The organism is Alistipes ihumii AP11 (assembly GCF_025144665.1).
Classification (GTDB): domain Bacteria; phylum Bacteroidota; class Bacteroidia; order Bacteroidales; family Rikenellaceae; genus Alistipes_A; species Alistipes_A ihumii.
In genome coordinates this window covers 395,243-421,909 of the sequence record NZ_CP102294.1, presented here as the reverse complement: position 1 = coordinate 421,909, position 26,667 = coordinate 395,243, and the positions used below count along the sequence as shown (strand labels likewise).

General features: G+C 58.1%; 19 protein-coding genes. 8 read left to right on the top strand and 11 right to left on the bottom strand.

Going from position 1 to position 26,667, the window contains the following annotated elements:
• Positions 1 to 184: 184 nt before the first annotated feature.
• Entirely contained in the window at positions 185 to 2,662 is a 2,478-nt protein-coding gene (gene feoB, locus NQ491_RS01715; protein WP_019245078.1) for a ferrous iron transport protein B, read from the bottom strand.
• Positions 2,663 to 2,989: 327 nt separating this feature from the next.
• On the opposite strand from feoB, the gene NQ491_RS01710 reads away from it, so the two are divergent.
• The 5 genes from NQ491_RS01710 to NQ491_RS01690 all read left to right on the top strand — a co-directional run bounded on the left by NQ491_RS01710 (position 2,990) and on the right by NQ491_RS01690 (position 12,716).
• Positions 2,990 to 5,128, top strand: coding sequence for a DUF5722 domain-containing protein (locus NQ491_RS01710; RefSeq protein WP_147524862.1), 2,139 nt, complete (start codon positions 2,990 to 2,992; stop codon positions 5,126 to 5,128).
• Between the two features lie 18 nt (positions 5,129 to 5,146).
• Positions 5,147 to 6,988 carry a glycoside hydrolase family 71/99 protein gene (locus NQ491_RS01705; RefSeq protein WP_019245080.1) on the top strand — a complete coding sequence of 614 codons (1,842 nt, stop codon included), beginning with the start codon at positions 5,147 to 5,149 and terminating at the stop codon, positions 6,986 to 6,988.
• A 17-nt stretch (positions 6,989 to 7,005) separates the two neighbouring features.
• Positions 7,006 to 9,144, top strand: a complete 2,139-nt coding sequence (locus NQ491_RS01700) for a glycoside hydrolase family 88 protein (protein WP_019245081.1) — start codon at positions 7,006 to 7,008, stop codon at positions 9,142 to 9,144.
• A gap of 73 nt (positions 9,145 to 9,217) precedes the next feature.
• Complete coding sequence (locus NQ491_RS01695; protein WP_019245082.1) at positions 9,218 to 11,527, top strand: GH92 family glycosyl hydrolase; 2,310 nt, start codon at positions 9,218 to 9,220, stop codon at positions 11,525 to 11,527.
• Between the two features lie 97 nt (positions 11,528 to 11,624).
• On the top strand, positions 11,625 to 12,716 hold the full coding sequence (locus NQ491_RS01690; protein WP_026089519.1) for a PKD domain-containing protein: 1,092 nt from the start codon (positions 11,625 to 11,627) through the stop codon (positions 12,714 to 12,716).
• 510 nt (positions 12,717 to 13,226) lie between these two features.
• Here the strand turns inward: NQ491_RS01690 and secG are convergent.
• The 5 genes from secG to NQ491_RS01665 form a co-directional block, all read right to left on the bottom strand.
• Positions 13,227 to 13,583 (bottom strand): preprotein translocase subunit SecG, encoded by a 357-nt coding sequence (gene secG / locus NQ491_RS01685; RefSeq protein ID WP_019245084.1) that lies wholly within the window; start codon positions 13,581 to 13,583, stop codon positions 13,227 to 13,229.
• Positions 13,584 to 13,622: 39 nt separating this feature from the next.
• Entirely contained in the window at positions 13,623 to 14,102 is a 480-nt protein-coding gene (locus NQ491_RS01680; protein WP_019245085.1) for a hypothetical protein, read from the bottom strand.
• A gap of 8 nt (positions 14,103 to 14,110) precedes the next feature.
• The gene (locus NQ491_RS01675) at positions 14,111 to 14,620 is read right to left on the bottom strand and encodes an LptE family protein (protein ID WP_019245086.1); all 510 of its coding nucleotides are present in this window, start codon (positions 14,618 to 14,620) and stop codon (positions 14,111 to 14,113) included.
• A gap of 61 nt (positions 14,621 to 14,681) precedes the next feature.
• Positions 14,682 to 15,905: a sigma-54 interaction domain-containing protein gene (locus tag NQ491_RS01670; protein WP_019245087.1), complete on the bottom strand. Its 1,224-nt coding sequence runs from the start codon at positions 15,903 to 15,905 to the stop codon at positions 14,682 to 14,684.
• 27 nt (positions 15,906 to 15,932) lie between these two features.
• Complete coding sequence (locus NQ491_RS01665; RefSeq protein WP_026089520.1) at positions 15,933 to 16,844, bottom strand: hypothetical protein; 912 nt, start codon at positions 16,842 to 16,844, stop codon at positions 15,933 to 15,935.
• Positions 16,845 to 17,117: 273 nt separating this feature from the next.
• Here NQ491_RS01665 and NQ491_RS01660 point away from each other — a divergent pair, with 273 nt between their 5' ends.
• Positions 17,118 to 18,509 (top strand): type III PLP-dependent enzyme domain-containing protein, encoded by a 1,392-nt coding sequence (locus NQ491_RS01660; RefSeq protein ID WP_019245088.1) that lies wholly within the window; start codon positions 17,118 to 17,120, stop codon positions 18,507 to 18,509.
• Positions 18,510 to 18,855: 346 nt separating this feature from the next.
• On the opposite strand, the gene NQ491_RS01655 is transcribed toward NQ491_RS01660, so the two are convergent.
• Positions 18,856 to 19,260: an acyl-CoA thioesterase gene (locus NQ491_RS01655; protein ID WP_019245089.1), complete on the bottom strand. Its 405-nt coding sequence runs from the start codon at positions 19,258 to 19,260 to the stop codon at positions 18,856 to 18,858.
• A gap of 3 nt (positions 19,261 to 19,263) precedes the next feature.
• Complete coding sequence (locus tag NQ491_RS01650; RefSeq protein WP_019245090.1) at positions 19,264 to 19,830, bottom strand: L-threonylcarbamoyladenylate synthase; 567 nt, start codon at positions 19,828 to 19,830, stop codon at positions 19,264 to 19,266.
• Between the two features lie 108 nt (positions 19,831 to 19,938).
• Here NQ491_RS01650 and NQ491_RS01645 point away from each other — a divergent pair, with 108 nt between their 5' ends.
• Positions 19,939 to 20,667 (top strand): YebC/PmpR family DNA-binding transcriptional regulator, encoded by a 729-nt coding sequence (locus tag NQ491_RS01645; protein ID WP_019245091.1) that lies wholly within the window; start codon positions 19,939 to 19,941, stop codon positions 20,665 to 20,667.
• A gap of 280 nt (positions 20,668 to 20,947) precedes the next feature.
• Positions 20,948 to 22,981 carry an FAD-dependent oxidoreductase gene (locus NQ491_RS01640; protein ID WP_019245092.1) on the top strand — a complete coding sequence of 678 codons (2,034 nt, stop codon included), beginning with the start codon at positions 20,948 to 20,950 and terminating at the stop codon, positions 22,979 to 22,981.
• Positions 22,982 to 23,147: 166 nt separating this feature from the next.
• On the opposite strand, the gene NQ491_RS01635 is transcribed toward NQ491_RS01640, so the two are convergent.
• Genes NQ491_RS01635 through NQ491_RS01625 form a run of 3 tightly spaced genes read right to left on the bottom strand, consistent with a single transcriptional unit; the run spans position 23,148 to position 26,628 of the window.
• Positions 23,148 to 24,458: an NAD(P)/FAD-dependent oxidoreductase gene (locus NQ491_RS01635; RefSeq protein ID WP_232423180.1), complete on the bottom strand. Its 1,311-nt coding sequence runs from the start codon at positions 24,456 to 24,458 to the stop codon at positions 23,148 to 23,150.
• Positions 24,455 to 25,906 carry a CCA tRNA nucleotidyltransferase gene (locus tag NQ491_RS01630; RefSeq protein ID WP_019245094.1) on the bottom strand — a complete coding sequence of 484 codons (1,452 nt, stop codon included), beginning with the start codon at positions 25,904 to 25,906 and terminating at the stop codon, positions 24,455 to 24,457. Before NQ491_RS01630 ends, NQ491_RS01635 begins: the two co-directional genes overlap by 4 nt.
• Complete coding sequence (locus NQ491_RS01625; RefSeq protein WP_019245095.1) at positions 25,903 to 26,628, bottom strand: pyridoxine 5'-phosphate synthase; 726 nt, start codon at positions 26,626 to 26,628, stop codon at positions 25,903 to 25,905. Before NQ491_RS01625 ends, NQ491_RS01630 begins: the two co-directional genes overlap by 4 nt.
• Positions 26,629 to 26,667 lie beyond the last annotated feature (39 nt).

Here is a 26,667-nt window from a genome sequence, read left to right as displayed (position 1 = left end):
TTGCTTTTCTTTTTCGCAGGCCGAACGCCGCGCGCATCCGTCGCATCCTCCGCAGCCGCATGCCCCGCAGCCGCACTGCGATTTTCTGCGACGACCGAACCGTCTGAATATTCGGTAGATCGCCCATGCCGCCGCTGCTCCGATAATGATTTTTGTTATGATTTCCTGCATGTCGTCGCTCCCGTTAGAAAAGGCTTCCTATCTGATAGACGAGCAGAGACAATAACCATGCTAAGGCCGTTGTGTAAAACAGGGTAAACAGCGCCCAACGTCCGCCTGCCTCTCTGCGGATCGCCGCCATGGCGGCGATGCAGGGGAAGTAGAGCAGGATGAAAATCATCAGCGTGTAAGCGACCAGTGGTGTGTAGACATGCTCTCCTGCTTTTGGGCCCGATGCGTAGGTCTGCTTTTGCAGATTCCGCGCGAGCATCGTTTCGTCGTCGCCGCTGTTGTTCAGTACGGCCATCGTACTGACAATGACTTCCTTGGCTGCCAGTCCGCTGGCCAGACTGACTCCGATCCGCCAGTCGAAACCGAGCGGTCGGATAGCCGGCTCGATGAAGTGCCCGATCCGGCCGATGTACGATTTTTCCTGATGTTCGGCGTATTGGCTGTTGTCGAGGTGCTGTATCTGCGCCTGTTTCTCCTCGGCGCTTTGGTCCGAGGCGGCGACCAGAGCTTTCTCGGCCGCGTAGTCGGTCGAGTATTCGACATTTCGCGGGTAGTGTCCCAGCGCCCAGATGATGATCGAGGCGAGCAGGATCACGGTTCCCATCTTTTTCAGGTACTGCGCGCCTTTGTCCCACATATGCCTTACGACGTTGTGTACGGTCGGGATGCGGTACGGCGGAAGCTCCATGACGAACGGAGCTTCTTGCTTGGCGAACAGCAGTTTCTTGAACAGAACGGACGAGAGTACGGCGATCAGGATGCCGATCAGATAGATCGAGAACAGCACGAGTCCCTGATTATGCGGAAAAAAGGCCGAAATCAGCAGTACGTACACGGGCAGACGCGCGCTGCACGACATGAAAGGAATGATCAGCATGGTCATCACGCGGTCCTTCCTGCTTTCGAGCGTCCGCGTGGCCATAATGGCCGGAACGTTGCAGCCGAATCCCATCAGCAGCGGGATGAACGACTTGCCGTGCAAGCCGATCTTGTGCATCAGCTTATCCATGATGAAGGCGGCGCGCGCCATGTAGCCCGTATCCTCCATCAGCGAAATGAAGAAAAAGAGGATCAGTATGTTCGGCAGAAAGACGATGACGCCCCCCACTCCGCTGATGATCCCTCCTACGAGCAATTCGCGCAGGGAACCCTCGGGCATAAGGTCGGTCACCCGGTCGCCGAGCCATTGCACGCCCGCTTCCATCCATTCGGCCGGTATGCCTCCCAGCGAGAACGTGGTCTGGAAAGTGATCCACATCAGCAGCAGAAAAATGGGCAGTCCCCAGATCCGGTGCGTCATCACGCGGTCGATTCGGTCGGCCGGGACATGCTTCTTCCCTGCATTTCGGGAGCGATAGGTTTCTTCGAGGGCGCCGGCGATAAATCCGTACTTGGCATCCGTGATGATCGTTTCGGCGGGTTCTCCGTAGCGGTGCTCGAGCTTTTCGCGGAGCCGGGCGGCCGTGGCGTCTATCTCGTCGGAGTTGGCGGCCCGGGAGGCGACGATCTCGCGAATGTTCTTGTCGTCGCCCAGCAGCCTGATCGCCAGATAGCGAGACGAGTAGCGTGCCACCAGATCCTTGTTTTCCCATATTTTGGCCTGCAGGGTCCGGATGCTTTGCTCTATGTCGGCGCCGTAGTTGATATGGATATGGCGCACGACGGGTTCGTTGTCCTCGAATACGTCGATGACCGTCTTGAACAGGGCGTCGATCCCTTCTTTCCGGTTGGCGACGGTCGGGATAATGGGTATGCCGATCATGCGGCCCAGATCGCGGTAATTCAGCGTATCTCCCGAGCGTTCCAGCTCGTCGTACATGTTCAGCGCGATGACCACTTTCAGGTTCATGTCGATCAGCTGAGTGGTCAGCAGCAGGTTGCGCTCGAGGTTCGATGCGTCGACGACGTTGACTACCACGTCGGGCATTTCGTTCAGCAGATGGGCGCGCACGTACAGTTCCTCGGGCGTGTACTCGGTAATCGAGTAGGTCCCCGGCAGATCGAACAGGCGGATCGTGTAACCGTCCTGTCGGAAATGGGCCTCCTTGGCGTCGACCGTGACGCCGCTGTAATTCCCTACCCGTTCGTGCGAGCCCGAGGCCGTGTTGAACAGCGAGGTCTTGCCGCAGTTGGGGTTGCCTACGAGCGCGACGTTGATCGTTTTCCCTGCTTCATGCAGAAAACGGTTGACCGACTCGTCTCGGAATGTGGCGTCGCCGTGTCGGCTCGAAGGCCCGAAGGCGTTCTCTGCCACCGTGACTTCGATAAGCTCCGCCTCGCTCTTGCGGAGCGCGATGCGGTAGCCCATGATCTCGTATTCGATCGGGTCGAGCAGCGGGGCGTTCTTGATGACCTTGACGGCCTTGCCCCTTACGAATCCCATTTCGGTGATGCGGTTTCGGAACGACCCGTGTCCGAATACCTTCGTAATGACTCCTTGTTCGGAAGTCTTCAGTTCGGACAAGCGTTTATATAGGATCGGTTTTTCCATGCGTGTCAGCTTCCGGTCAGTTTTCGAGGGCAAAGATAGTTCGTCCGCACGCCGGTCGGAATACCTGCATATGGGGAGAGTTCCGTCCGGAAATACCTACAAACGGTTATCTGGTCATTGCCGTGCAAAGATAGAACAGTATCGCGAATCGGCCGCATCCGTCGCAGAAAAAAATGTCCGGCAGATGGACGGTTTCCGTCCGGAAAATTCACGAAGGAGGGGCCGGAATGCGAATTTTTTCCGGAAAAAACCGTATTATTGTATTTTAGAGTTGCTGCGCCTCGAGAGGCGAGACAAGTATTACTTAACCTAAACTTTTAATATTCTATGCGAAGGAAGATTCTTGCCAGCCTGTTGCTGGCGGGTGCGCTGTCGGGTCTGTACAGGCTCGGCGCCCAGACTCCGGAACCGGTCGCATTGACCGTTCGTCCCACCGAATCGAAGGAATTTACATTCAAGCAAGTCGACCGCGATGTCTACGAGGTGACGACCGCGCCCGGCAGCGCGGTCATCCGCTTCGAGCCGGTCAAAGGTTCTTTGGCAGAGGGTATTTCGGTGCTCAGCTTCGACTATTTCTGCGCCAGCGGCATGGAGTTCATGGTCGTGATGGTCAACGACGACCGTTCGCGTATCGAGGAGAACATGATCCGGCTGCCGATAGCCGAAGGATGGAGCACCTTCTCGGTCGACGTGACCGACAAGCTGAAGAGGCTGCAAGGTCCTGACGATTATCTGAGCCTGCTGATCGTTCCGAATGCGGCGCGGCCGACGACGATGCGTATCCGCAATGCCCGGCTGAGAGCCTATACGGAGAAAGAACGGGAGCAGGCCCGGCTGAAGACCGAGCGGGAGCGGCGCGAGAAACAACTCAATGCCGATATCGAGGTCTATCTGAAGAAAAACTACCCGTGCGAGGTGTCTCGCGTCACGGTGAACGACGACCGCGTAGAGGTCAGCGGAGATATCAAGGGAATGTCCGGCGAGGTCTACCTGTGCGAGGTGCCGATGTTCCGCGAACTGACCGAAAAAGACTTTCTGACTGTTCAGCGTGTGAAAGGGCCGAAGAAGTTCAAGGCCGATTTCGACCGCTATGCGGAGGTGGACGGCCAGCGCTACGACCGGCTGTACTCGCGCTGGGTGCTGGCCCAGAAATCGCAGAACGGCATGCTGATCTGCTCGCACGGCCATTATGCCGACGACGTGAAGGCCAAGTACGATCTGCCCCATGAGGTTCCCGCCAGCAAGAAGGGAATCGGCGGTTTCGGAGCGAATCGTTTCGCTTCCGACCTCGACAGTCTGGACATTACCAGCGTCACGGTCAACATGTGGCTCGGCTTCATGAGCCTGACGCCCTCGGACGATGCGATTCCGTTCGACTATAACGGTCGGACGTATTATGCCGACCGCAAGGCGATCGAAGGTTTCGACAAGACGTTGCAGTATACGGCCGCCCGAGACGTAATCGTCAACGCGATCGTTCTGATCGCTCCCGAACGCTCGTTCGCCGACAAAACGGCCGGACGGCTGTTCGAGCATCCCGACTTCGATCCGGCGGGTATCTATACGATGCCGAACATGACGACGCTCGAGTCGCTGAACCTGTATGCCGCCGCGATCGATTTTCTGGCCGAGCGCTACAGCCGTCCCGACAAGAAGTACGGCCGCGTGCATCACTGGATCGCCCACAACGAGGTCGATGCGGGTTGGGTGTGGACCAACGCGGGTATCAAGACGCCGCTGCGCTTCATGGATATTTATATCAAGTCGATGCGCCTGTTGTACTATACGGCCCGCAAGTACAGCCCTCATCCGGAAGTGTTCATCACGCTGACGCACTACTGGCAGTCGCGCCACAACGAGTACTGCTATCCGTCGGCTCAGTTGCTCGAGCTGCTCGTGGACTATACGCAGGCCGAGGGCGATTTCAAATGGGGTGTCGCTCATCACCCCTACCCCCAGTCGTTGTTCGAGCCCAAATCGTGGCTTGACGATCAGGCGACGTTCGATTACGACACGCCTCAGATTACGTTCAAGAATCTGGAGGTGCTCGACGCATGGATCAAGCAGCCCCGCGCGCTGTATCAGGGCAAGATCAAGAGAACGGTTTTCCTTTCCGAGCAGAATCCCAACTCGAAGGACTACTCCGAGGAGGCTCTCCGGGAACAGGCCGCCGGTATGGCCTACGCGATGAAGAAGCTCGAGGCGTGCGACGGAATCGATGCTTACCAGATGCACGGCTGGTTCGACCAGCGGGCCGAGGGCGGCCTGCGGATCGGCGTGCGGCGCTTCATGGACGACGAGACCGATCCGGGCGGACGCAAGCCGGCATGGTTCGTATTTCAGGCTTTCGGGACGGATCGAGAGGACGAAGTATTCGAGTTCGCCAAGGACATTATCGGCATCGACGATTGGGATCAGGTGATCTACAAGGCGCCTATTCCGATGAGGCCCGAACTGAACGATTGAACCGAACTTTTGATAGAGATGAGTAAGTCGAATTTTCTGAAAATAGGCATATTGTCGGTCGCTTGCAGCTTGGGGTCGCTTGCTTTGCGGGCGGTTTCTCCCGAGCCGCTTTCGACACCAGCGAAGGATCTTCGGTCCGATACGTGGACGGCGACCGACGCGCTGGGCCGCGCGTTGCCCGGCTTCGACGAGTGCGGACCGCGCAAGGGGAACCGGGTGGTCGGCATGTTCTATTTCGTTACGCACAATAACAACGGCGCCAAGCAGGGGCCGTTCGACGTGACGAAGATTCTGGCGGCCGATCCGGAGCATCCGAAATGGGGAGGCGGCACGCACTATTGGGGCGAGCCCGAGGCCGGCTACTATATTATGAAAGACGAGTGGATCGTTCGACGTCATGCGCGCCAGTTGTGCGATGCGGGCGTCGATCTGATCGTGCTGGACAATACGAACGACCATATTTACGAGGACGTGTTCTGTTTTATCGCCGACGTGTTCCGGCGGATGCGCGCCGAAGGCGAGCCGACGCCGCAGATCGCGTGTCTGGCCAGTCAGAAATCGGTCGAATTGCTTTGGGACAAAATTTACAGCCGGGGCCTTTACGCCGACTTGTGGTTCCGATGGAAAGGCAAGCCGCTGCTGTTGTTCGGGCAGCATGTCACAGGGAATCGCCAGCAAGTGAACGACGTGCGTTTCCCGAAAGCGATTACCGATTTCTTCACTATTCGCCAAAGCTGGGCATGGACGACGCTCCGCTGGTACGACGACGGTCACGACGAATGGCCTTGGGTCGACCATTATCCTCAGTCGGTCGGCTGGAGCGAGTCGCCCGACCGGGCCGAATACGTACCTGTGGCCGTAGCCGAGCATCCGCTGTCGAACATCGGCCGCAGCTTCCATGACGGCGTGCAGCCCGAAACCGACCGTTACGACGTGACGCCCGATACCGACAAGGGACTCTATTTCGCCGAGCAGTGGAGCCGGGCTTTGGAAGTCGATCCCGAGTTCGTTTTCGTGACGGGCTGGAACGAGTGGACGGCCGGCCAGATGACCCGCCGTCATGAAGACTACGACGAGGAAATGCGTCAATGGGACTTCTTTCCGGGGGCGAACTGCGGCAAGGGGGGACGGAAGATCGAAATGGGCGAATCCTATTTCATCGACCAGTACAATCAGGAGTACAGCCGCGACATCGAGCCGATGAAAGGCGGTCACGGCGACAATTACTACTATCAGCTGATGGCGGCCGTCCGCAGGTACAAGGGTGTAGCCGAGCCGGTCGCGGCGGGACCGGAGCGGACGATCGACCTGAACGGCGGATTCGACCAGTGGAAGCAGGTGGAGAATTCCTATTTCGATCATGTGGGCGACACGTATCACCGCGACAGCCCGGGCAATTTCGCGGCCGGGCCCTATGTGAACCGGACCGGACGCAACGATATCGTCGAATCGAAGGTGGCCCGGGACGACCGCTTCGTCTATTTCTATGTCCGAACGGCCGATCCGCTCACGCCGCATACCGATCCGTTGTGGATGCTGCTGTTCATCGATGCCGACGGCGATCACTCGACCGGTTGGGAAGGCTACGACCTGCTGGTCAACGAGTCGTTGCACGACGGCCGCCGCACGGGCGTGAGAACCTATGGACGCGACGACTGGGGGAAGCCTGCGACGATCGATTATCGCTATGAGGGGAACGAGCTGATGGTGGCCGTGCCGAGAAAATTTTTCGGCTCAGGCAAGCTGTCGTTCGACTTCCACTGGGCCGACGGCATTCAGAAGTTGGGCGATATCGACGAGTTCCTGCTCAACGGCGATCAGGCTCCTTCGCGCCGGGCCAACTACCATTTCGAAGAATAGGATAAACCGAACGAACGATGAAAAAACTGATTATTTCGATAGGACTCGCCTCGCTTTGCGCGGGTCTGTGGGGCGTACGGCAGGTTCGTGCGGCCGACAACGGTTTGGAGCCGAAGTTCAAGCAGAGCAGCTATGTGAACGAGTCGGTTACGCTGAAAAACCGCTACGTTACGCTTCATTTCTTCAAGCGGATTAAGGGCTGGGGCTGGGCCGAGATCGAGACTCCCTCGGGCAAGTTGATGGCCGTGATGGATCATTTGGGCGAGCTGATGATCCGCGATCAGGACATTCCGATGCGCCTCGAGGCCGATTCGGTGTCCCGTGTCAGCACTCCCGAAGGCGAGAGTCTGGTGTTTCGGGTCAAGTCGGTCGTCGTGCGCGACATGCTGAAGGGGACCTCGTTCGACAACTGGATGCACTACCCGCTTGCCGAGCCGGCCATTACCGGCGTCGTGACGATTGCGCTCGAGGACGACTCGCCTTTCGTCAAGTTGAATTACGACCTCACCGCTACGGGCAACTATCATGTGCGCTATCTGCGCGGCCCGTGGCTCAAGGTCGGCGAGTCGTCGTTCGGCACGGCCAAAGACGACGCGATCCTGCCGGGAGTCGACTGGGCCGTAGGCGACGAATGGACGAGCGGAACGGACTTTTTCAAGGACCCGTGGGCATTGCGGGTGGCTCCCCACCCCAACAAGGTTTCCGTACCGGTCATGGCGATCAGCCATGACGGCGACGCGATCGGTCTCTCATGGAATCCGAATGAGGTGGCCGCTCGCTGGTTCAACTATCGTACGCAGCATCCGCAGCCGGTATTCGCCTCGCCGAACTTCGTCGACCGGATGAACAACCAGCTGATGGGCCTGATGATACCCGATGCCTCGACCGAAGGACACGAGAACGAGCTTTGGGCCGAAAATGCGCTCGAACTGCGCATCGGTCAGAAAATTGTTTTCAATGCCGAGCTCTGGCTTACGAAAGGCAACAGCGTCGACGTGGTGACCGAATGGGTGCTGCGCAACGGACTGCCCGAGCCCGCCGCTCCGAGATGGGACTATCGCGATGCGCTCGACCGGATGGCCGAGGCATACAACACGAACCTGTGGCACGAGGGGCGCGGTTTCGGCGTCGTGCAACGCTCGATCGAGGAAGCGGGCCCGAACGTGCCGGGTTTTCTGGTTCGTTACATGCAGGAGAATAAGAAGTCGGAAGTCGTCAAGCAGTTGCAGGCCAAGATCGAGTCCGTGAGACCGAAAGGCGGTTCGCAGCCCGAGACGGACGAGGCTCGGAAGAAACGTCTCGAAAAACAGGGTGACGAGATTCTGGCGATTCAGCGTGCCGACGGCTCGTTCGCATTCGAGCCCGACGGCCGCCATTTCCGTAAGGACGATTTCAAGGTGGCCACGTCGTTCGTCGAGCCGATGGGTCTCGACGGAGCGACGGCGCTCGACATCACGATTCTGCCCGCGATGGATCTGCTCCGCATCGGGCGGGAAACCGGCGAGCGGCGCTTCTTGGATGCCGCGCGCAAGGCGCTCGACTATTGCCTTCCGATGACCCGGCCGGAGGGCGGCGATTTCTGGGAGACCCCTCTCCATGCGGCCAACCTGTTCGCCGCCGGCCATGCCGCCATTGCGAACTATCAGGCTTACGAGCAGTTCGGCGACGAAAAGTACAAGCAAAAAGCCGTCTACTGGATTCGCACGATTCTGCCGTTCACGCACCTGTGGGAGCCCGAGGACATGCCGTCGCTCTATTACACGAAGCCGGTGCTCAGTTCGAGCGACTGGTATTTCGCCAACTGGGTGCGCGACCATGTGCAATGGGAAGTGCTGGGCGTATTCGCCCAGTCGGCCCGCGAGAACATCCGCTGGGACGAGATCGATCCCGAGATCGACTGGCTCAAGTTTCAGCGCGGTATCACGAACGCGGCGCTCCAGTGGATGAGCGTGCACACGGATGACAACTGGCGTCCGCACAACATTCCTGAGACTTACGAGCGTTACCGGCAGGGCGAGTTCGACTATTGCTTCCCCGATACGCACAATTCGGTGACGGGTCTTTTCGGCGGCATGTTCATCGCCCCGGGGCCGATTGCCGACAACATCTACTATCTGCTCGACCGCGAGGCCGAGGCTGCCAAAAGCAGGAAATAATAGCCGTTACGGACCGAAACGGGCGGGGCCTGCCTTGCGGGCGGGCCCCGTTCCTTTGAAACGAGATACCAGTATGGATTACCATAAAATGATTCTGGCGGCTGCGATGCCGCTGTATGCGGCGACGCTTGCCGCCGGGGCGGAGCCCGCTTCCCTCGTCCGTCCGATGATGGGAACCGGGGCGGCCGGCTGCGTCGTGCCGGTGGCGGCTGCTCCGTTCGGGATGGTGCAGCTCGGTCCCGACACCTATTTCACCTCGTCGGGCTACCACTACGACCACGATGTGATCTATGGCTTCAGCCATACGCACAAGTCGGGCGGCGGCGGAACCGATTTTCAGGACATTATGTTTTTCCCGGTGGCGGATAGCGCATGGCAGCGGCTGGAGGTTTATCCCGATCGTGTCGGCAGCCGTTTCTCGCATGAGCAGGAGCATGTCGAGCCCGGGTATTACCGGGTCAGGCTGCTCGACTCGGACATCGAGGCCGAGCTGACGGCGACTTCCCGCTGTGGCATGCACCGGTATGCTTATCCGGACGGCGCGGCGCGGCAGCTGATCGTCGACCTGAAGCACGGTTGTCAGCACTCGACGACGATATTCGCCGACGAGGATTTCGATACGGTGAAGGTCTCGAGGCTCGAGTGGGTCGACGAGCGCACCGTGCGCGGGTTCCGCATCTCGAACGGCTGGGCGCCCGAGCAGCATGTCTATTTCTATGCGGAGTTTTCGGAGCCGATCCGTTCGTGCCGCTTTTTCGACCATGGGCGGTCGGTCGAAGGGATTCGCGAGCTCGAGGGAACGGATGTCCGGGCCGTGCTGAATTTCGGTGGCCGGGACGGACGACCGCTCGTGGCGCGTGTCGGGATTTCTCCGGTCAGCATGGAAGGGGCCCGGGAAAATCTGTCGGCCGAAATCAAAGGCTGGAACTTCGACCGGGTGCGCTCCTCCGCCTATAGTGCGTGGAACGAGCAGCTGTCAGCCGTTCGGATCGAGGGCGGGGAACCGTCCCGCCGGGAAGTTTTCTATACCAGCCTTTATTACGCTATGCTCTACCCTATGCTCTATTCCGACGTGACGGGAGAGTATCGGAGCTCCGACTCGAAAGTGTACCGGGGCGACTTCCGCTATTTCGCAGGCGTGTTGAGTCTGTGGGATACGTTCCGGGCGCAGAATCCGTTGATCGCTATTCTGCGGCCCGACGTCACGCGCGATTTGATGAAAACGATGCTCGAGCACTATCGCCATTGCGGCCAGTTGCCTATCTGGACGCTTGCGGGAGTCGAGAATATGTGCATGATCGGGTACCATTCGATGCCGGTGATAGCCGATGCCTATAGCAAGGGAATCCGCGATTTCGATGTAGAGGCCCTGTACGAGGCGATGAAAGCATCGTCCGACCGCGATACCTTCGGCTATTTCCTGAAAGCGTTCCGCGGCGCGCGTCATTACAACCGCTACGGCTATGTGCCCTGCGATCTGGAGATCACTTCCGTGTCGAAGACGCTCGAATACTGCTACGACGACTGGTGCATCGCGCAGATGGCGCGCATGCTGGGTCGCGAGGAGGATTACGAGCGCTACATCGAGCGCGCCGGCCGTTACCGCAATCTGTTCGACAGTTCGCTGCGCTTCATGCGAGGCAGGCTTTCCGACGGAAGCTGGCGCACGCCGTTCGACCCGTTTCTGTCGAATCATTACCGCGAGGGGGACGACTTCTGCGAGGGGACCTCGTGGCAGTGGACGTTTTTCGTGCCGCACGATGGAAAGGGACTGATCGATTTGTTCGGCGGACGGGAGCTTTTCGTAGCCAAACTCGACTCGCTCTTCACGGTCAGCTCCGAGATACACGGCGACAATCCGGCGCCGGACATTACGGGCCTGATCGGACAGTACGCCCAAGGGAACGAGCCCGGTCACCACACGCTGTACATGTACAATTATGCCGGCGAGCCGTGGAAAGCCCAGCGGCGGATCGCCGACGTGCTTTACACGCTGTACGATGCTTCGCCCGAAGGAATCTGCGGCAATGACGATACGGGGCAGATGTCGGCTTGGTACGTGATGAGCTCGATGGGCTTCTACCCGGTAACGCACGGGCGGGCGGTCTATTTCGTCGGCACGCCCATTTTCCCCGAGGTGAAGCTTCGTCACGGGCGGGGCGTGCTGACGGTCCGAGCGAACGGCGTTTCGCGCGAGAACCGCTATATCCGGTCGGCTTCGCTCAACGGACGGCCCTTCACGAAAAACTGGCTGAGCCACGAGGAGCTTTTCGGCGGCGATGCGACCCTGACTTTCGAAATGGGAGCTCGGCCGAACCGCGATTGGGGAAGCTCGCCCGGCGATCTGCCTCAGTCGATGTGCGACGAGGCTTTTGCGGAATGAGTTCCGGAATCGTCGCCTGTTCGGCGGCCGGAGTTTTCGCGAGGCCCTTTCGGCGTTTTCGCGAACAGAACGTGGATTATCTGAATAAAATGATTCGATGAAAAGGATTAATTGTTTGTTTTTTATTGTATTGGCTTGCGTCGTCTCGCCTCGTGCATGGGCGTTCGCCCGTCCCGATAAGGAGTACAAGGTTTTCCAGTTTCCGCGTACGGCGATTCCGCGCATCGACGGCGATTTCTCGGACTGGGAAATCGTGCCCGACTCTTATTCGGTCGGATTGTCTGAGCTGTACGATACGCACGGCGGGCGGGGAGCTCGACTCGATCCGCGCGAGTTCGACCTGACGGTGAAGGTCGGCTGGGTGGCCGGCGAGAATCGTCTCTATTTCTACGTGGAGGCCTACGACGACTGCTGGGACTTTGCCGATGAGGGGCTGCGGCAGGATATTTTCGAATTGGTGGTCGATGCCGACCTGTCCGGAGGGCCGTTCATCAAGGAGGACAACGGCAATCGGAACAAGCTGCCGGTCTCGGACCTTCATTTCAAAGGACACGGAGCGCATGCGCAGAATTACCATATCTTCACTCCGGTACAGCCCGGCAAGGATTGGGCTATGGTGTGGGGCTCGACTCCGTGGATCAAGGACTTCCCCTATGCGAACGTGGCGTACGATTACGATTTCGCGCAAGGCGAGAGCGGTACGCTTCGCATGGAGTTTTGGATCACCCCGTTCGATTATGCGGCTGTAGAGGGCATTTCGCGTTCGGTCGTGTCGCGGCTGGAAGAGAACGAGCTGATCGGCCTGTCGTGGTGCATGATCGATTTCGATACGGATAAGCCTCAGGCCGACCCGGTCATGTGTCTGTCGCACGATTTCCGCATGATTCGCGACGGGTCGTTTCTGAACGCTTTCCGGCTCATGCCGCTGGAAGATTCGCTGTGTCCCGTGATCGAGGCCGATTGGTCTTTCGAGGAAATCGACCGAGACCGAAGGCTTATCCGTTTCGAGGACCGTTCACGAGGAAAGATCGAGAAGCGGCGCTGGAATTTCGGCGACGGGACCGGAGCCGACGAACCCTGCCCCGTTCACCGCTATCCGAAGGCCGGCGAATGGACCGTTACCTTGTATGTAGAGGGCCCCGACGGCTCGGATCGAAGGATCAAAGTCTGGGAAGTCGTTACCAAGTAGCCGGCTTTTACGATGGGTACGATCATGCCGTGATTCGGCTGCCGACAGAATTTTTTCGTACTCGGCCGGGGTGAGATCCGGCGAAAAACCTAATACAACGAAGCCGGGGAGCTGCTTTTCGGACTCCCCGGCTTTTTCTGTGCGCTGATCCGTGAATATGGCGGACGCGACGGAATCCAGTCGTGCGTATAGGCGTTGATGTATAGCGGTATGGGCAAAAGAGGCTTCGAGCTCGGCCGGCAACTCGGATTGTTGAGAAGCGTTACAGGGTGCGCAGGAAAATGCCGGACGACTCCACGGCTCGATATCGATGCCGCGGTCCGTTCGCGGCGTATTGGGGACAGGGCGTTTGCGGGAATCCGATGCTTGCCATGACTGCTAAAGGCAGAGCTTTCTGATGCGGCGATGCGGTTCTGAAAAGTACCTCCGTCTTTCGAAACGGGGTGATAAAAAAAAGCATGCAGACACGACGCGCGTGTCTGCATGCTTTTTTACGGAGATTCGCTCGTATTATTTTGCAGAGTCTGCGGGTGCAGGGTTCGCTGCCGGCTCTGCGGACGGGAGAGACGAGGGCAGCAGATTCTGATTGCTTTCGATAGCCTGCTCCAATGCCTTCTCTACACCGCTTTTGCTCGAACTGATATTGGCCGACGGCATGGTCATCGTGGCCAGCAGGCTGAGGATGACGATCGCGATGGCCAGTCCCCATGTGAACTTCTCGAGAAAATCCGCCGTCTGACGGACTCCCATCACTTGGTTCGACGCGCCGAAATTAGCCGCCATGCCGCTTTTGGGACTTTGGGCCAAAACCGCAAGTATAATCAGAACACTCGCTATCAGAATCAGTACTATGCAAAAAATATACATCCTGTAAGGTTATTTAAACGTTTGTAATTTTCTTCCCATTCACTTTCCGGACTTTTTCGTGTCCAGCCCGGCAATAATCTCGGCAAAATAAACACTTTTTTCCGGATATAGCAAACTTAATCGGGCATAAATCTCTTTCGCTTTGGCGTAAAGCCCCTGCCGCGCATAGATGTCGGCCAGCTCTTCCGAGATGAGCTCGGGATCTTCGCGGACCGATTCGCGGGCGAGGTCCTCACCCGCCGGGAAAGACGCCGGGTCGGGGACGATGCGGCGGAATTCGCGCGACAGAAACCGGTCGATCACGTCGGCTTCGCTCCGGGCGGTGTCGGGGCGGGCGAGCAGAATTTCCGGCCATCCGGCGATTTGCAGGCGCAAGCGCAGCTGCGGGTCCTCGGCCGTCGTCCTGCTTTGCAATATCAGCCGGGCCGTGTCGAACCAAGGGTAACGCTTCAGGACGTCGGCCAGTTGGTCGTCTGTCAGCCGCTCGAGCCGGGCCGGCTGAACGACAGGGCGTTTCATTATACGTGTTACCATTGAGATACGGCTGCGTTGAATATGTCTTCGACCAGTTGTTCGACGATTTCGGGTATCAGCGTAGGCTCGGCGTTCTGGAGCAACTGATCGCTGTTGTAAGGGGCGAAGGCGGAGAACGTCTTGTCGTAGTTTTGCGACGGATCGATCGTGTTGGTGAAACGGACGCGTACGGTGATCGTCAGGTTGTTCCGGACGGCGTACTCGTTGCCCGATATGGCGGCCGGCGTCGATGTGTAGTTCGTGATCTCGCCTTCGAAGTTCAGGTCTCCGCCTTCGGGAACCAGCGTCAGCCGGGTCTGGCGCGAAAAGCGGTCCTGCAGCGCCTCCGTCAGCGTGGAACTGAGTATGGGTGCGACCAGCAGCGCGTTATTCGGGAAGCGGGGGATGCTGACGGTCTTGACCTCGGGCGAAATGGATGCCCCGGAAAAGGAATAGGTCACCTTGCATCCCGCAAAGAGCAAAGTGCAAGGTATCAACAATATCGATTTCTTTATATTGATCATCGCTTTCGTTTTGTCGAGTGATGGGTTACGACGGAGAAACGTTTTGGAAAGGCCGCTTATTTCATGGCTTGATGCAGGAATCGTCGATTCCCAGCTCTTTCATTTTTCTGTACAGCGTTCTTTCGGATATGAAAAGCTCGCGGGCCGCGTCCCTGCGCTTGCCGCCGTGGTGACGCAACGCGCGGACGATCGCTTCGCGCTGGGCTTTTTCCTTGGTCATTTCCTCGTGCGGAGGCTCGTCGATCACTTCTTCCGTATCGGTGAATATTTCTTCGGCCGGCCTGACAGGCGAGGTTACCGGATAGTTGCTGCGCGGAAGCAGAGCCGCGATGTCGCTTTTCGGGGCCTCGTACTTGCGCTCGGCGATCAGTTCGGCGAGCATCCGCTTGACGTCGTTCATGTCGCTTCGCAAGTCGAAAAGCACTTTATACAGCAGCTCCCGCTCGTCGCTGCGGTCCTTGGCTGCGGACGGCTCCGTCAGCATGGGCACGCCGCTGCGCTCGGTTTCGGCGGGCAGGTAGCGGCGCAGAATCTCTCCGGTGATCGTTCGGGTCGGCTCGATAGCCGAAATCTGCTCGGCTACGTTTTTGAGCTGGCGGATATTGCCGGGCCAACCGTAGCTTTCGAGCATTTCTCTTGCCTGCTCGTCCAGCGAAATGGCCGGCATGCGGTACTGCGTTGCGATATCGACGGCGAACTTTCGGAAAAGCAGATGGATGTCTCCTTTGCGCTCCCGCAGAGGAGGAATGAGTATGGGGACCGTATTGAGCCGATAATAGAGGTCCTCCCTGAAGCGCCCTTCGGCTATGGCATTGCGCAGATTGATGTTGGTCGCCGCGACGACCCGAACGTTGGTCTTCTGCGCTTTCGACGATCCGACGCGGATGAACTCGCCGGTTTGCAGCACGCGCAGCAGCCGGACTTGGGTCGTGTGCGGCAGCTCGGCCACTTCGTCGAGGAAGATCGTGCCTCCGTCCGCTACTTCGAAATAGCCCTTGCGGCTTTCCGTCGCGCCCGTGAACGCTCCCTTCTCGTGTCCGAAAAGCTCCGAGTCGATCGTCCCGTCGGGAATGGCTCCGCAGTTGACCGCGATGTAGTTGCCGTGCTTGCGGCTGCTGTTGGCGTGGATTATTTGAGGGAAAAACTCCTTTCCTACCCCGCTTTCGCCCGTCACGAGGACCGACAAATCGGTAGGAGCCACCCGCAAAGCCACCTCCAGTGCCCTGTTCAGTGCGTCGTTGTTGCCTATGATTCCGAAACGCTGCTTTACTATGGTCAGATCCATGGGTCGTAATCTACGTGTTCGGTACGGTTATTCCGCTATCGGCTGAACCTGCGTCGTGTCGGGCGACGAGGATTCGATCAGCGGCAGGATATCGGGTCCGCCGTGAGTGACCGTCAGCCCGAATATGATGGCGGCCAAAGCCGCTACGGCGGCCAGAATGGCTATGACGATGAATCCGTCGGCTTTGGACTTGGGGGCTTGTCTGCCCACCGGGCGCGACGGACGGTATCCCGTGCCGGCGGGCCGTCCTTGGGGCGGCATAGGCGGCCGGGGCGGCTGGATTCCGGGGCGGACATTCGGCATGGGTGTTCGGAAAGTCTGTTCTTGCCGGTCTGCCGGAGCTTGCATGGGGGTAGGACGGGGATTGCCGTAAAGGGCGTCTTGCACCGACCGGGAAGTGACCGGGTTGCTCGGGCGGGTATCGGGCGGATATTGCGCCTCCGGCTTGCGGGCGGGCGATTGCGGGGAGGCTGCTGCTGCGCCGAGTTTGTCGGTTTTTTCCGTCGGACGCGCCTGCTGCTGAATCTTCGTATGCCGTGCCGGCTCGGCCGATGGTGCCGGGAACGAGGCCGGGCCGACCGGGGATGCCGTATCGGCGGGCCGGACGGCTGCTGCTTGCGCCGGCGCGGCGCCGAGTTCCAAATAGCATATTCCGTTGGAGTCGGTCATCAGCCTGCCGACGCCTTCGATAACGTACGCGCCCCGCGCGGCTATGCTTTCCTTGATCTCTGCGATATATTCGTCTATGACCGCCTGTGCGTCGGCCGAGTCCATACCGTATTCGGAAACGAGCAGTTGTTGGAGCACGCCGTCGTCCTTTTTCAGAAAAGGCACGAACACGATCGCCTCGCTGTTCTCTTTTCGGATGAACGCTCCGAAGTGAGGAACAACCAGTCGCTTGTTGGTTTGCAGGTATTCTGCTATGATTTTGTTGATCATGTTTCGGAGGTATTAAAATTGTTTTCAAAAATATGCTTTTTTCATTACAGTAGCAAACGGCTCTGCAAATTCGGAACGCAAAATCCTTGCGGAAAAAGCGCGAAGCGCGCGGATCGGATTATTTCGGTCGGATTTTCGGTCGGATTGTTGTTTTTGTCGTAAGGAATTATCTTCTTTGCATCATTAATTATATTGTCAATGTAATCGAGTCGGATCGGCTTTTAGTTGGGGATGTAGCTGATCCGGATCGGTTCGAGCAAATCGAATTGACTGATGAAGAACAAGTATATCGATCTGATCGAGCAGACTTTCGAGTTTCCTCAGGATGAGTTTTCGGTGACGGACAACGAACTGAATTTTCACGAGGTTCCGCTGATGGACGTAATCAAGCAATACGGAACGCCGCTGAAGATAACCTATCTGCCGAAGATTACTTCGCAGATTCAACGCGCCAAACGCCTGTTCAATGTGGCGATGGCCAAGGTTGACTATAAAGGCAGCTATAACTATTGCTATTGCACCAAGAGCTCGCACTTCTCGTTCGTGCTGGAGGAGGCGCTCAAGAACGACATCAATCTCGAAACGTCGTCGGCCTACGATATCCATATCATCAATGCGCTGTACGACGGCGGCGTGATCGATAAGGGCATTTACATCGTATGCAACGGATTCAAGCGTCCGCAGTATGTCGAAAACATCGCCTCTTTGGTCAACGGCGGCTTTGAGAATACGATTCCGATCATCGATAATAAGGAGGAGCTCGAGTTGCTCGACGCGGCGATCGATACCCGGTGCAAAATCGGTATCCGGATCGCCTCGGAGGAGGAGCCGAAGTTCGATTTCTATACGTCGCGGCTGGGTATCCGTTATAACGATATCGTCGAGTATTATCGTGCGAAAATCAAGGGGAACAAGAAATTCCGGCTCAAGATGCTGCACTTTTTCATCAATACCGGAATCAAGGATACCGCGTACTACTGGAATGAGCTGAGCAAGTGTCTGAACGTTTATTGCGAGCTGAAGAAAATCTGCCCGGAGCTCGACTCGCTGAATATCGGAGGCGGTTTCCCGATCAAGAACTCGCTCGCTTTCGACTACGACTACGAGTACATTACCGAGGAGATCGTCGCCCAGATCAAGAACATATGCAATCAGGCCGGAATCGACGAGCCGAACATCTTCACCGAGTTCGGATCGTTTACCGTCGGCGAGAGCGGCGCGACGCTTTTCTCGATCATCAACCAGAAGCAGCAGAACGATCGCGAGTGCTGGTATATGATCGACAGCTCGTTCATGACGACGCTGCCCGACATCTGGGGGATAAACCAGCGGTACATTCTGCTCGCCGTCAATAACTGGGACCGCGAGTACCAGCGGGTTTTCCTCGGAGGGCTGACCTGCGACAGCGAGGACTATTACAACGGGGAGTCGCACTCGAATGCGATCTTTTTGCCGAAACTGGGGGGAGGACCGCAGTATATCGGTTTTTTCCACACGGGGGCCTATCAGGAATCCGTCGGCGGCTACGGCGGCATTCAGCATTGCCTGATCCCTGCGCCGAAGCACATCATCATCGACCGCGACAAAGGCGACAACGAGTATTATACCCGGTTGTTCGCCAAAGAGCAGAGCTACCGGTCGATGATGCGGATTTTGGGCTATTGATCCTCCGAGCGGAGACACATGCGTGCGAGGCGGGAATCCCGCCTCGTTTCGTAATCGGGGCTTGCCGGTTTTTCGCGTGACCGGATGCGTCGCGGCCGGCTGGCGCAGGGCTCCTTGTCGTTGGGAAACAGAGGAATCGATGAAAGAACGGTTGCCGGCATGGGGGTAACCGGCCGATTCTGAATAAAGAATGAATATCGTCGTGTGTTGTCGCTAACCGACCGGACGGATGTCGTAATCATGATTCCGTACCAGGCTATGCAATGAGGAACGCTTCCGGGGGATGAAATGTGCCGATCCCGGAATCCCTGTCGGATATGGTAGAGGTTTCGCTCGTGCCGTGTCCTTATTGTTCGTGCAGAGACGAAGCGAGCTTCTCGCGCCAAGGGGCAGGGATTTCGATCGATTCCTGACGTTCGAAATCGAATGCGACTAAGACCGTCGTGCACTCGGTTCTCACTTCGCGAGTGCGGGTGTCGACGATCTGTTGCCTGAGCGTAAAGCTCTTATGACCGATCCGGTCGACGCATGTCGTGACGACGATCGGGTCTTCCATCCGAATCTGTCCCCGGTAATCTGTGCGGGTCGAGACCATGATCAGTCCCTCGGATTTCCATACGGGCTTCATGCCGAGCACGCGGCGGAAAAAGTCGCTTTTGCCCAGGTCGAAATAGTGCTGCTGGTTGACGTTATTGACGTGTCCCAGCATATCGACGTCGGCAAAGCGCATTTGGATTTTCGTTTCGATCATCGCTTACGGGCGGATTACGTTCACTTCGCCGGAGAGGCCTACGCGGATGATCGAGGAGGCTTTGCGCGTAGGATGTCCTTCGAGCGAAGGGTCGACGATCAGGTCTACTCCCTGCCTGATATCTTGCGAAATTTCACTGTACGTGCGCGGAGCGGGCTGGCCCGAGATGTTGGCCGAGGTGGATACCAGCGGCCGGTTCAGCTTGCGGATCAGCTTCTTGCAGAACTCGTGCTCGGGAATCCGGATGCCGAGCGTACCCTCCTCGGGAATCAGATTCTCGGCGACGGCGCAGGCTCCCGGCAGGATCAGCGTCAGCGGCTTGTCGGCCACTTCGTACAACTGCCATGCGATATCGGGGACTTTCCTGATATAAAGCGACACTTTGTCGGGGTGATCCAGCAGTACGAGCATGCTTTTTTTCTCGCCGCTTCGCTTGAGCCGGTAGATGCGCTCGACGGCTTCGTCGTTGGTCGCGTCGCATCCGATGCCCCAGACCGTGTCCGTCGGATAGAGGATGATACCGCCTTTGCGCAACACTTCGAGAGCCTGATAAATCGGTTCGTCAGTCATATTCTCACATCGGTTTGAGCCGCACAAAAGTACGCTTTTTTTTGTCTATTTTTAAAAAAGGGCTTAGCTTTGTACTCCTGAAAAACAAAAAACGAACCGGAACACACTATGGGAAGAGCATTTGAATATCGTAAGGCGCGCAAGTTGAAAAGATGGGGCAACATGGCCCGTACGTTCACCAAACTCGGCAAGGAGATCGCCATAGCCGTCAAGGCGGCCGGTCCCGACCCGGCGGGTAATACGCGCTTGCGGGTTCTGATTCAGAATGCCAAGGCCGCCAACATGCCCAAGGAGAACGTCGAGCGGGCGATCAAGCGGGCCACCTCGAAGGAGATGGGCGACTACAAGGAGATGGTGTACGAAGGGTATGCTCCGTTCGGCATCGCGATGGTGATCGAGACGGCAACCGACAATACGACCCGCACGGTGGCCAACGTGCGGAGCTATTTCAACAAGGCCGGGGGCTCGCTCGGCACGACAGGATCGGTGGATTTTCTGTTCGATCATAAGTGCGTTTTCAAGATGACCAAGCAGGACGGTATCGATCTGGACGAGCTGGAGCTGGAACTGATCGACTGCGGGGTGGACGAAGTGTTCGCCGACGGCGAGGAGATCGTCATATACGGCCCGTTCGAGGCCTACGGCGCGATTCAGAAATACATCGAGGATCACGGTTACGATCTGATCAGCGGTGAGTTCGAGCGCATTCCGCTCGATACGAAGGAAGTGACGCCCGAGCAGCGCGAGTCGATCGAGAAGCTGATCGAGAAGTTCGAGGAAGACGAGGACGTGACCAACGTGTTCCATAATATGAAAGAAGCCGAGAGCGAGGAGTAAGCCCTCGTGTGTGAACTCAAGGAGAGCGGGAGATACGGTCATATCTTCCGCTTCTTGTTTTCCGGCTGTTTTTCGGTTCGTGCCGTGCGTACGTTTGGTCCTGTCGGCGACGTATGTGGGCGTAGGGTTGCGGCGAAAGGCTGTATCGGCTCCGTTTCTCGGCGAAAAATCGCGTGCTGTCGGGCTGTTATTGCCACGTTCCGTTTTTTTGCCAACTTTGTATTGTCGCCGTGCGGAGGAAAAGCCGGCGCTTAACCGATAAATCGAAAGAAAATACCGCATGAGACGGATCGGAGTTCTGTTGTTCGGCTGGCTGACGGCGTCGGTGGCCCTGTTCGAGCCTTTGCGTTTGGAAGGAAAGGTATCGAAGTCTGTGGACGTATGCGTATACGGGGGAACGTCGGCCGGAGTTATTGCCGCGTACGCGGCCCGGCAATCCGGCAAAAGCGTATTGTTGATCGAGCCGGGGAGGCATTTGGGAGGCATGAGTTCCGGCGGGCTCGGCTATACCGATATAGGAAACAAATATGTGGTCCGGGGCCTTGCCCTCGATTTCTATCGTCGTCTGGGCCGGCATTACGGCAAGTTCGAGCAATGGATTTTCGAACCTAAGGCGGCAGAGGCGGTTTTCAACGAGTATATCGAGAGAGCGGGAGTCGAGGTTTGGTACGAGAGCCGGATCCTGAGCGCCGCCGTTACGGACGGGATGATCCGTAGCATCCGGTTGGAGAATTCCGTTTCGCCGAGCCGGCGACTCCGGCGCGAAGTGCGCGCAAAGGTATATATCGATTGCAGTTACGAGGGCGACCTGATGGCCCGGGCAGGAGTCGGCTATTCCGTCGGTCGGGAGGACAACGGGCGTTACGGCGAGACTTACAATGGAGTTCAGCTGATGGACAGACATCAGTTTCCCGACGGAATAGACCCTTATGTGATCGAGGGCGATTCGTCCAGCGGACTGTTGTACGGAATCAGCCCGGAACCGGTCGAAGCCAACGGAACGGCCGACCGGAAAGTGCAGGCGTACAATTACCGTATTACGTTGACCGACCGGCCCGAAAACAGGGTGGAGATCACCAAGCCGGACCATTATGATCCGCAGCGATACGAGTTGCTTCTGCGGCTCAAGCGGCATCAGCCGTGGCAGTCGCTTCGCGATGTTTTCATCTGGAACGAAATGCCGAACGGCAAGACGGACATAAATAACTTCGGAGGGTTCTCGACGGATGTGATCGGCGAGAACTGGAATTATCCCGAGGCCGGATATTCCGAGAGGGAGCGTATCAGGAAGTTTCACGAAGATTACACCAAAGGACTGCTCTATTTTATCGGTCACGATCCGCGTATTCCCGATTCCGTTCGGCACGAAATGCAACGGTGGGGCTATCCGGCCGACGAGTATGCCGACAACGGGTACTGGTCTCATCAGTTGTATGTCCGCGAAGCGCGGCGCATGGTCGGCGAACTCGTCATGACGCAGCATCATTGCGAGGGAAGGCAGGTCGTGCCGGATCCGGTCGGTTGGGCCGCTTACGGAATGGATTCGCACAATTGCGATCGCCATGTGGTCGGCGGTATGGTTAAGAATGAAGGGAACGTGGAGATAGGGCTCACCGCTCCCTACCCCATTTCCTACCGCGCTATCACGCCGAAGCGCGACGAGGTCGGGAATTTGTTGGTTCCCGTGTGCTTGTCCGCATCCCATATCGCGTACGGATCAATCCGGATGGAACCCGTTTTCATGGTTTTGTCTCAGTCCGCTGCCATTGCGGCCTGCCTTGCGATCGACCGGCACGATGGATGCGTTCAGGATGTCGATGTCGCGACCGTCTTGGAAAGATTACTCCGCGATCCTCTCGCAGACGGGAGCCTGCCCGATATTTTCGTCGATAACCGCGATGCGTCGTCGGTTGTCGTGAACGGCGAATGGGAAACGGTCGCGAATCCATGGAGGGCGTACGGTCCCGATTATCTTTCGGACCGATCGGCCGGCGCGCTTCCGAAATCGGTGCGCTACGTACCGGAGATCGTGTCGGAAGGGCTGTACGACGTATACCTGTACGTTCCTAAAATACCGGGCGGCTCTTCCCTGCTTCCTGTCACCGTATACGACGGCAAGGAATCGAGTCGGACATGCATTCGGGCGGGTGAAATCGTCGTGACGGGACAAACCGGAGGCGAATGGGTCCGGGTCGGCCGATACAGATTCTCCGCCGGGAACCGGGGCTATGTGGAGGTGTCCAATAAAGGGGCCGACGGAACGGTGGTGGCCGATGCCGTCTTGTTGGTTCATGCCGATTCGGGCGATCGGTAGGCAGCGGATGCGCGTGCGGTGGCGTGTCGGCTCGGGCCGTCCGTGTGCGACATGCGGAGAGTCGCTCGGTTCCGAAACGCGTTCTTCTTGCGGTAGCGGACGGAAAGCATCCGCTTTCCATTCGGGGCGAACGAGTGTGCGATGCTCCGTGCTGCCGGTTTCTTCGTTATCGGGCGTCGCTTCGTTTGGAGCGCTCGTATGAGCCGATGATCAGCCGGATCGGCAGATCGTGGCCGAGATAATTCCATACCCATCCCCAGAAAACCTTGACCTTGCCTTGTATTCCGAGCAGGAACATGATATGTACGAAACTCCACGTAAGCCATGCGACGAAACCGCCGAACTGAATGTTTTTCCATTCGACGAACGCGCGATTGCGCCCCACCGTCGCCATGACGCCCATGTTGCGATAGCGATACGGTTTCATCTCTTTCCCCCTGAAAGAGGACATCAGGTTTTTGGCCAAGTGCTTTCCTTGCGAGATGGCGACTCTCGCCAGCTGCGGATGTCCGTTTTCGTACGACAGATCGTCGTGCATGATGGACAGATCGCCGATAGCGAAAATATCGTCGTATCCCCTGACCCGGTTGAAGGCATCGACGCCGATGCGGTTTCCTCGCTCGGGCTTCTCTTGATCGATCCCTTCGATCGTACTGCACTTGATGCCGCTGGTCCAGACCAGGTTGCACGTCGGAATGCGCTCGCCGTCGTCGAAAACGGCCTGGCCTTCCCTGTAGTCGGTCATCTTCTTGTTCAGCAGCACTTCGACTCCCTTGCGTTTCAGCGTATCGAGCGCCTCGGTCGAGGTTTTTTCCGACATGGCGGCTAAAATGCGGTCCTGACCTTCCACCAGATAGATGTGCATGTGAGACATATCGAGGCGCGGATAGTCGCGCGGCATGACGTACCGGCGCATTTCGGCCAGCGCCCCGGCGATCTCGACGCCCGAGGCGCCGCCCCCGACGATCACGACGTTGAGTCTCGATACGCGCTCGGCGTCCGTGGCGGCCGTCACGGCCAGCTCGAAATTGCGCAAGACCCGGTTGCGGATGTTCAGCGCGTCGGTGATGTTCGACATGGCCAGCGCTTCCCGCTTGACCGCGTCGATACCGAAAAAGTTCGGCACGCAGCCCGTGGCCAGGATCAGATAGTCGTATTCGACCTCTCCGGCGGTAGTCAGCAGTATTTTGCGGGTCGGATCGACGCTTTCGATGTAGGCCATCCGGAAATAGAAATCCTTCCAGCCGTTGAATATCTTGCGGAACGGAAAGGCGATATCCCCCACATTGAGCTGCGAGCTGGCCACCTGGTAAAGCAGCGGCTTGAACATGTGGTAATTGTGCTTGTCGATCAGTACGACCTGACAGCGGGTACGGCGCAGGGCCCGGATGACCGCGAGACCTGCGAATCCGCCGCCTACGACGACGATGCGTTTTTTGCTTGTGTGCGGAATATTGAGTGCCATGATCGGTGTCATTCGGTTTGCATATCGTCCGTTTCGTGCAAAAAGTCTGCCGGTCGCTCTGCGCGTCGGACCAGTCCGCGCTCGGCGGCGAGGCGTTCCATGAAAGCGAACGCCTCGTCGTAGTCGTTGGCGATCGCGCCGTCGAGGATCGCGTCCTTGATCGCGCTTTTGATCTCCCCTACTTCCCGGCATGGCGGGAGGCCGTATAGCTGCATGATCAGCTCCCCGGTGATCGGCGGCTGGAAGTTGCGTATGCGGTCTTTTTCTTCGATTTCGCGCAGTTTGGTTCGCACGAGCTTGAAATTCCGCAGATAGCGCCTGACTTTGGCGTCGTTGGCCGAAGTGATGTCGGCCTCGCAAAGCGTCATCAGGTCGTCGATGTCGTTTCCGGCTTCGAAAAGCAGTCGCCGGACGGCCGAATCGGTCACGATCTCCTCGGAGAGAATGATCGGTCGCAGATGCAGGAAAACCAGCTTCTGGACGTATTTCATCTTTTCGTTCATCGGCAGCCTCAGCGAGCGGAAGACGGAAGGAACCATTTTGGACCCGACGACCTCGTGGCCGTGAAAGGTCCAGCCGGCCTTGGGGTCGAAAGCTTTCGTACGGGGCTTGCCTATGTCGTGCAACAGGGCGGCCCACCTCAGCCACAGGTCGTCGCTGCGACGGGCGACGTTGTCGAGGACTTTCAGCGTGTGAACGAAATTGTCTTTGTGCGACCGTCCTCCGATTCTCTCGACGCCTTTGAGCCGGGCGAGTTCCGGGAAAATCAGCGGAAGAAGCCCCGTGCGGTCGAACAGATCGAACCCGACGGACGGCACGGGCGAGAGCATGATCTTGTTCAGCTCCGTGGCGATCCGCTCTTTCGATACGATAGCGATCCGCTCCTTGTTGCGCCCGATCGCGTCGAACGTTTCGGAGTGGATGTCGAAGCCAAGCTGGGCGGCGAAACGCACCGCCCGGATCATCCGCAGCGGATCGTCCGAGAACGTGACGTCCGGATCGCAGGGAGTGCGGATCAGCCGGCGCTCCAGATCGCCCGTGCCGTCGAACGGATCTACCAGCTCGCCGAACGTCGCGGCGTTCAGGGAAAAAGCCATCGCGTTGATCGTGAAGTCCCTGCGGAGCTGGTCGTCCTCGATCGTGCCGTCCTCGACGATCGGCTTGCGCGAGTCGGCCCGGTACGACTCCTTGCGCGCTCCGACGAACTCCACTTCCCACGCTCCGCAGCGCAGCATGGCCGTGCCGAAGTTCTTGAACACCGACACGCGGCTGCCCGTACGGCGGCCCATCGCTTCGGCCACTTCGATTCCGCTGCCTGCGACGACGACGTCGATGTCGGTGCACGGCCGGTGCAGGAACCAGTCGCGCACGTAGCCGCCGATGACGAATGCCTGCACGCCTTTCGCATCGGCGATTTCGCCGATGCGGCGGAAAAGCGGGTCTCGGAGGGCTGCGTTCATCGGGCGTCGGCTTTCAGCTGTTTGAGGTAAAGCTGGATCGTGTTCTCGAATCCGAGATAGATCGCGTCGCATATCAGCGCGTGCCCGATCGATACCTCGAGCAGGTTCGGGATTCGCTCGGCGAAAAAGCGCAGATTCTCGAGACTCAGGTCGTGCCCGCCGTTGACTCCCAGCCCGCAGCGTACCGCCTCGCGGGCCGTCTCGACATACGGGGCGATGGCCGCTTCGCGGTCGGCTGCGTAGCCTTTGGCATACGCCTCGGTGTAGAGTTCGATGCGGTCGGCTCCGGTTTCGGCCGCGGCTGCGACCAGCTCGGGACGCGGGTCCAGAAAGACGGATGTCCGGATACCGGCGCTCCGGAACCGGCCGATCACCTCGCGCAGGAAGCTCTTATGCTTCACGGTGTCCCATCCGGCGTTCGACGTGATTGCATCGTGGGCATCGGGTACGAGCGTGACCTGCGTCGGACGGACCTCGAGCACCAGATCGACGAAAGGGCCGATCGGATTTCCCTCGATATTGAGCTCGGTGGCGATCGCGCGCTTGATATTGCGTACGTCCGCGTAGCGGATATGCCGCTCGTCGGGTCTCGGGTGGACCGTAATGCCTTGCGCTCCGAAACGCTCCGCGTCGAGAGCCGCCTTGACGACGTTCGGCAGATCGCCTCCCCGGGAATTGCGCAGCGTGGCGATCTTATTTATGTTCACACTCAGCTTTGTCATATTTTTCCTTAATTTTGCGTGGGTAAAGTTACACACTTT

Coding starts and splice junctions, on each gene's coding strand:
- NQ491_RS01640 (WP_019245092.1), top strand. CDS start 20,948: ATGAGACGGATCGGAGTTCTGTTGTTCGGCTGGCTGACGGCGTCGGTG.
- NQ491_RS01655 (WP_019245089.1), bottom strand. CDS start 19,260: ATGATCGAAACGAAAATCCAAATGCGCTTTGCCGACGTCGATATGCTG.
- NQ491_RS01660 (WP_019245088.1), top strand. CDS start 17,118: ATGAAGAACAAGTATATCGATCTGATCGAGCAGACTTTCGAGTTTCCT.
- NQ491_RS01675 (WP_019245086.1), bottom strand. CDS start 14,620: ATGATCAATATAAAGAAATCGATATTGTTGATACCTTGCACTTTGCTC.
- NQ491_RS01690 (WP_026089519.1), top strand. CDS start 11,625: ATGAAAAGGATTAATTGTTTGTTTTTTATTGTATTGGCTTGCGTCGTC.
- NQ491_RS01700 (WP_019245081.1), top strand. CDS start 7,006: ATGAAAAAACTGATTATTTCGATAGGACTCGCCTCGCTTTGCGCGGGT.
- NQ491_RS01645 (WP_019245091.1), top strand. CDS start 19,939: ATGGGAAGAGCATTTGAATATCGTAAGGCGCGCAAGTTGAAAAGATGG.
- NQ491_RS01695 (WP_019245082.1), top strand. CDS start 9,218: ATGGATTACCATAAAATGATTCTGGCGGCTGCGATGCCGCTGTATGCG.
- NQ491_RS01625 (WP_019245095.1), bottom strand. CDS start 26,628: ATGACAAAGCTGAGTGTGAACATAAATAAGATCGCCACGCTGCGCAAT.
- NQ491_RS01705 (WP_019245080.1), top strand. CDS start 5,147: ATGAGTAAGTCGAATTTTCTGAAAATAGGCATATTGTCGGTCGCTTGC.
- NQ491_RS01630 (WP_019245094.1), bottom strand. CDS start 25,906: ATGAACGCAGCCCTCCGAGACCCGCTTTTCCGCCGCATCGGCGAAATC.
- secG (WP_019245084.1), bottom strand. CDS start 13,583: ATGTATATTTTTTGCATAGTACTGATTCTGATAGCGAGTGTTCTGATT.
- NQ491_RS01670 (WP_019245087.1), bottom strand. CDS start 15,905: ATGGATCTGACCATAGTAAAGCAGCGTTTCGGAATCATAGGCAACAAC.
- NQ491_RS01650 (WP_019245090.1), bottom strand. CDS start 19,830: ATGACTGACGAACCGATTTATCAGGCTCTCGAAGTGTTGCGCAAAGGC.
- NQ491_RS01710 (WP_147524862.1), top strand. CDS start 2,990: ATGCGAAGGAAGATTCTTGCCAGCCTGTTGCTGGCGGGTGCGCTGTCG.
- NQ491_RS01665 (WP_026089520.1), bottom strand. CDS start 16,844: ATGATCAACAAAATCATAGCAGAATACCTGCAAACCAACAAGCGACTG.
- feoB (WP_019245078.1), bottom strand. CDS start 2,662: ATGGAAAAACCGATCCTATATAAACGCTTGTCCGAACTGAAGACTTCC.
- NQ491_RS01680 (WP_019245085.1), bottom strand. CDS start 14,102: ATGAAACGCCCTGTCGTTCAGCCGGCCCGGCTCGAGCGGCTGACAGAC.
- NQ491_RS01635 (WP_232423180.1), bottom strand. CDS start 24,458: ATGACACCGATCATGGCACTCAATATTCCGCACACAAGCAAAAAACGC.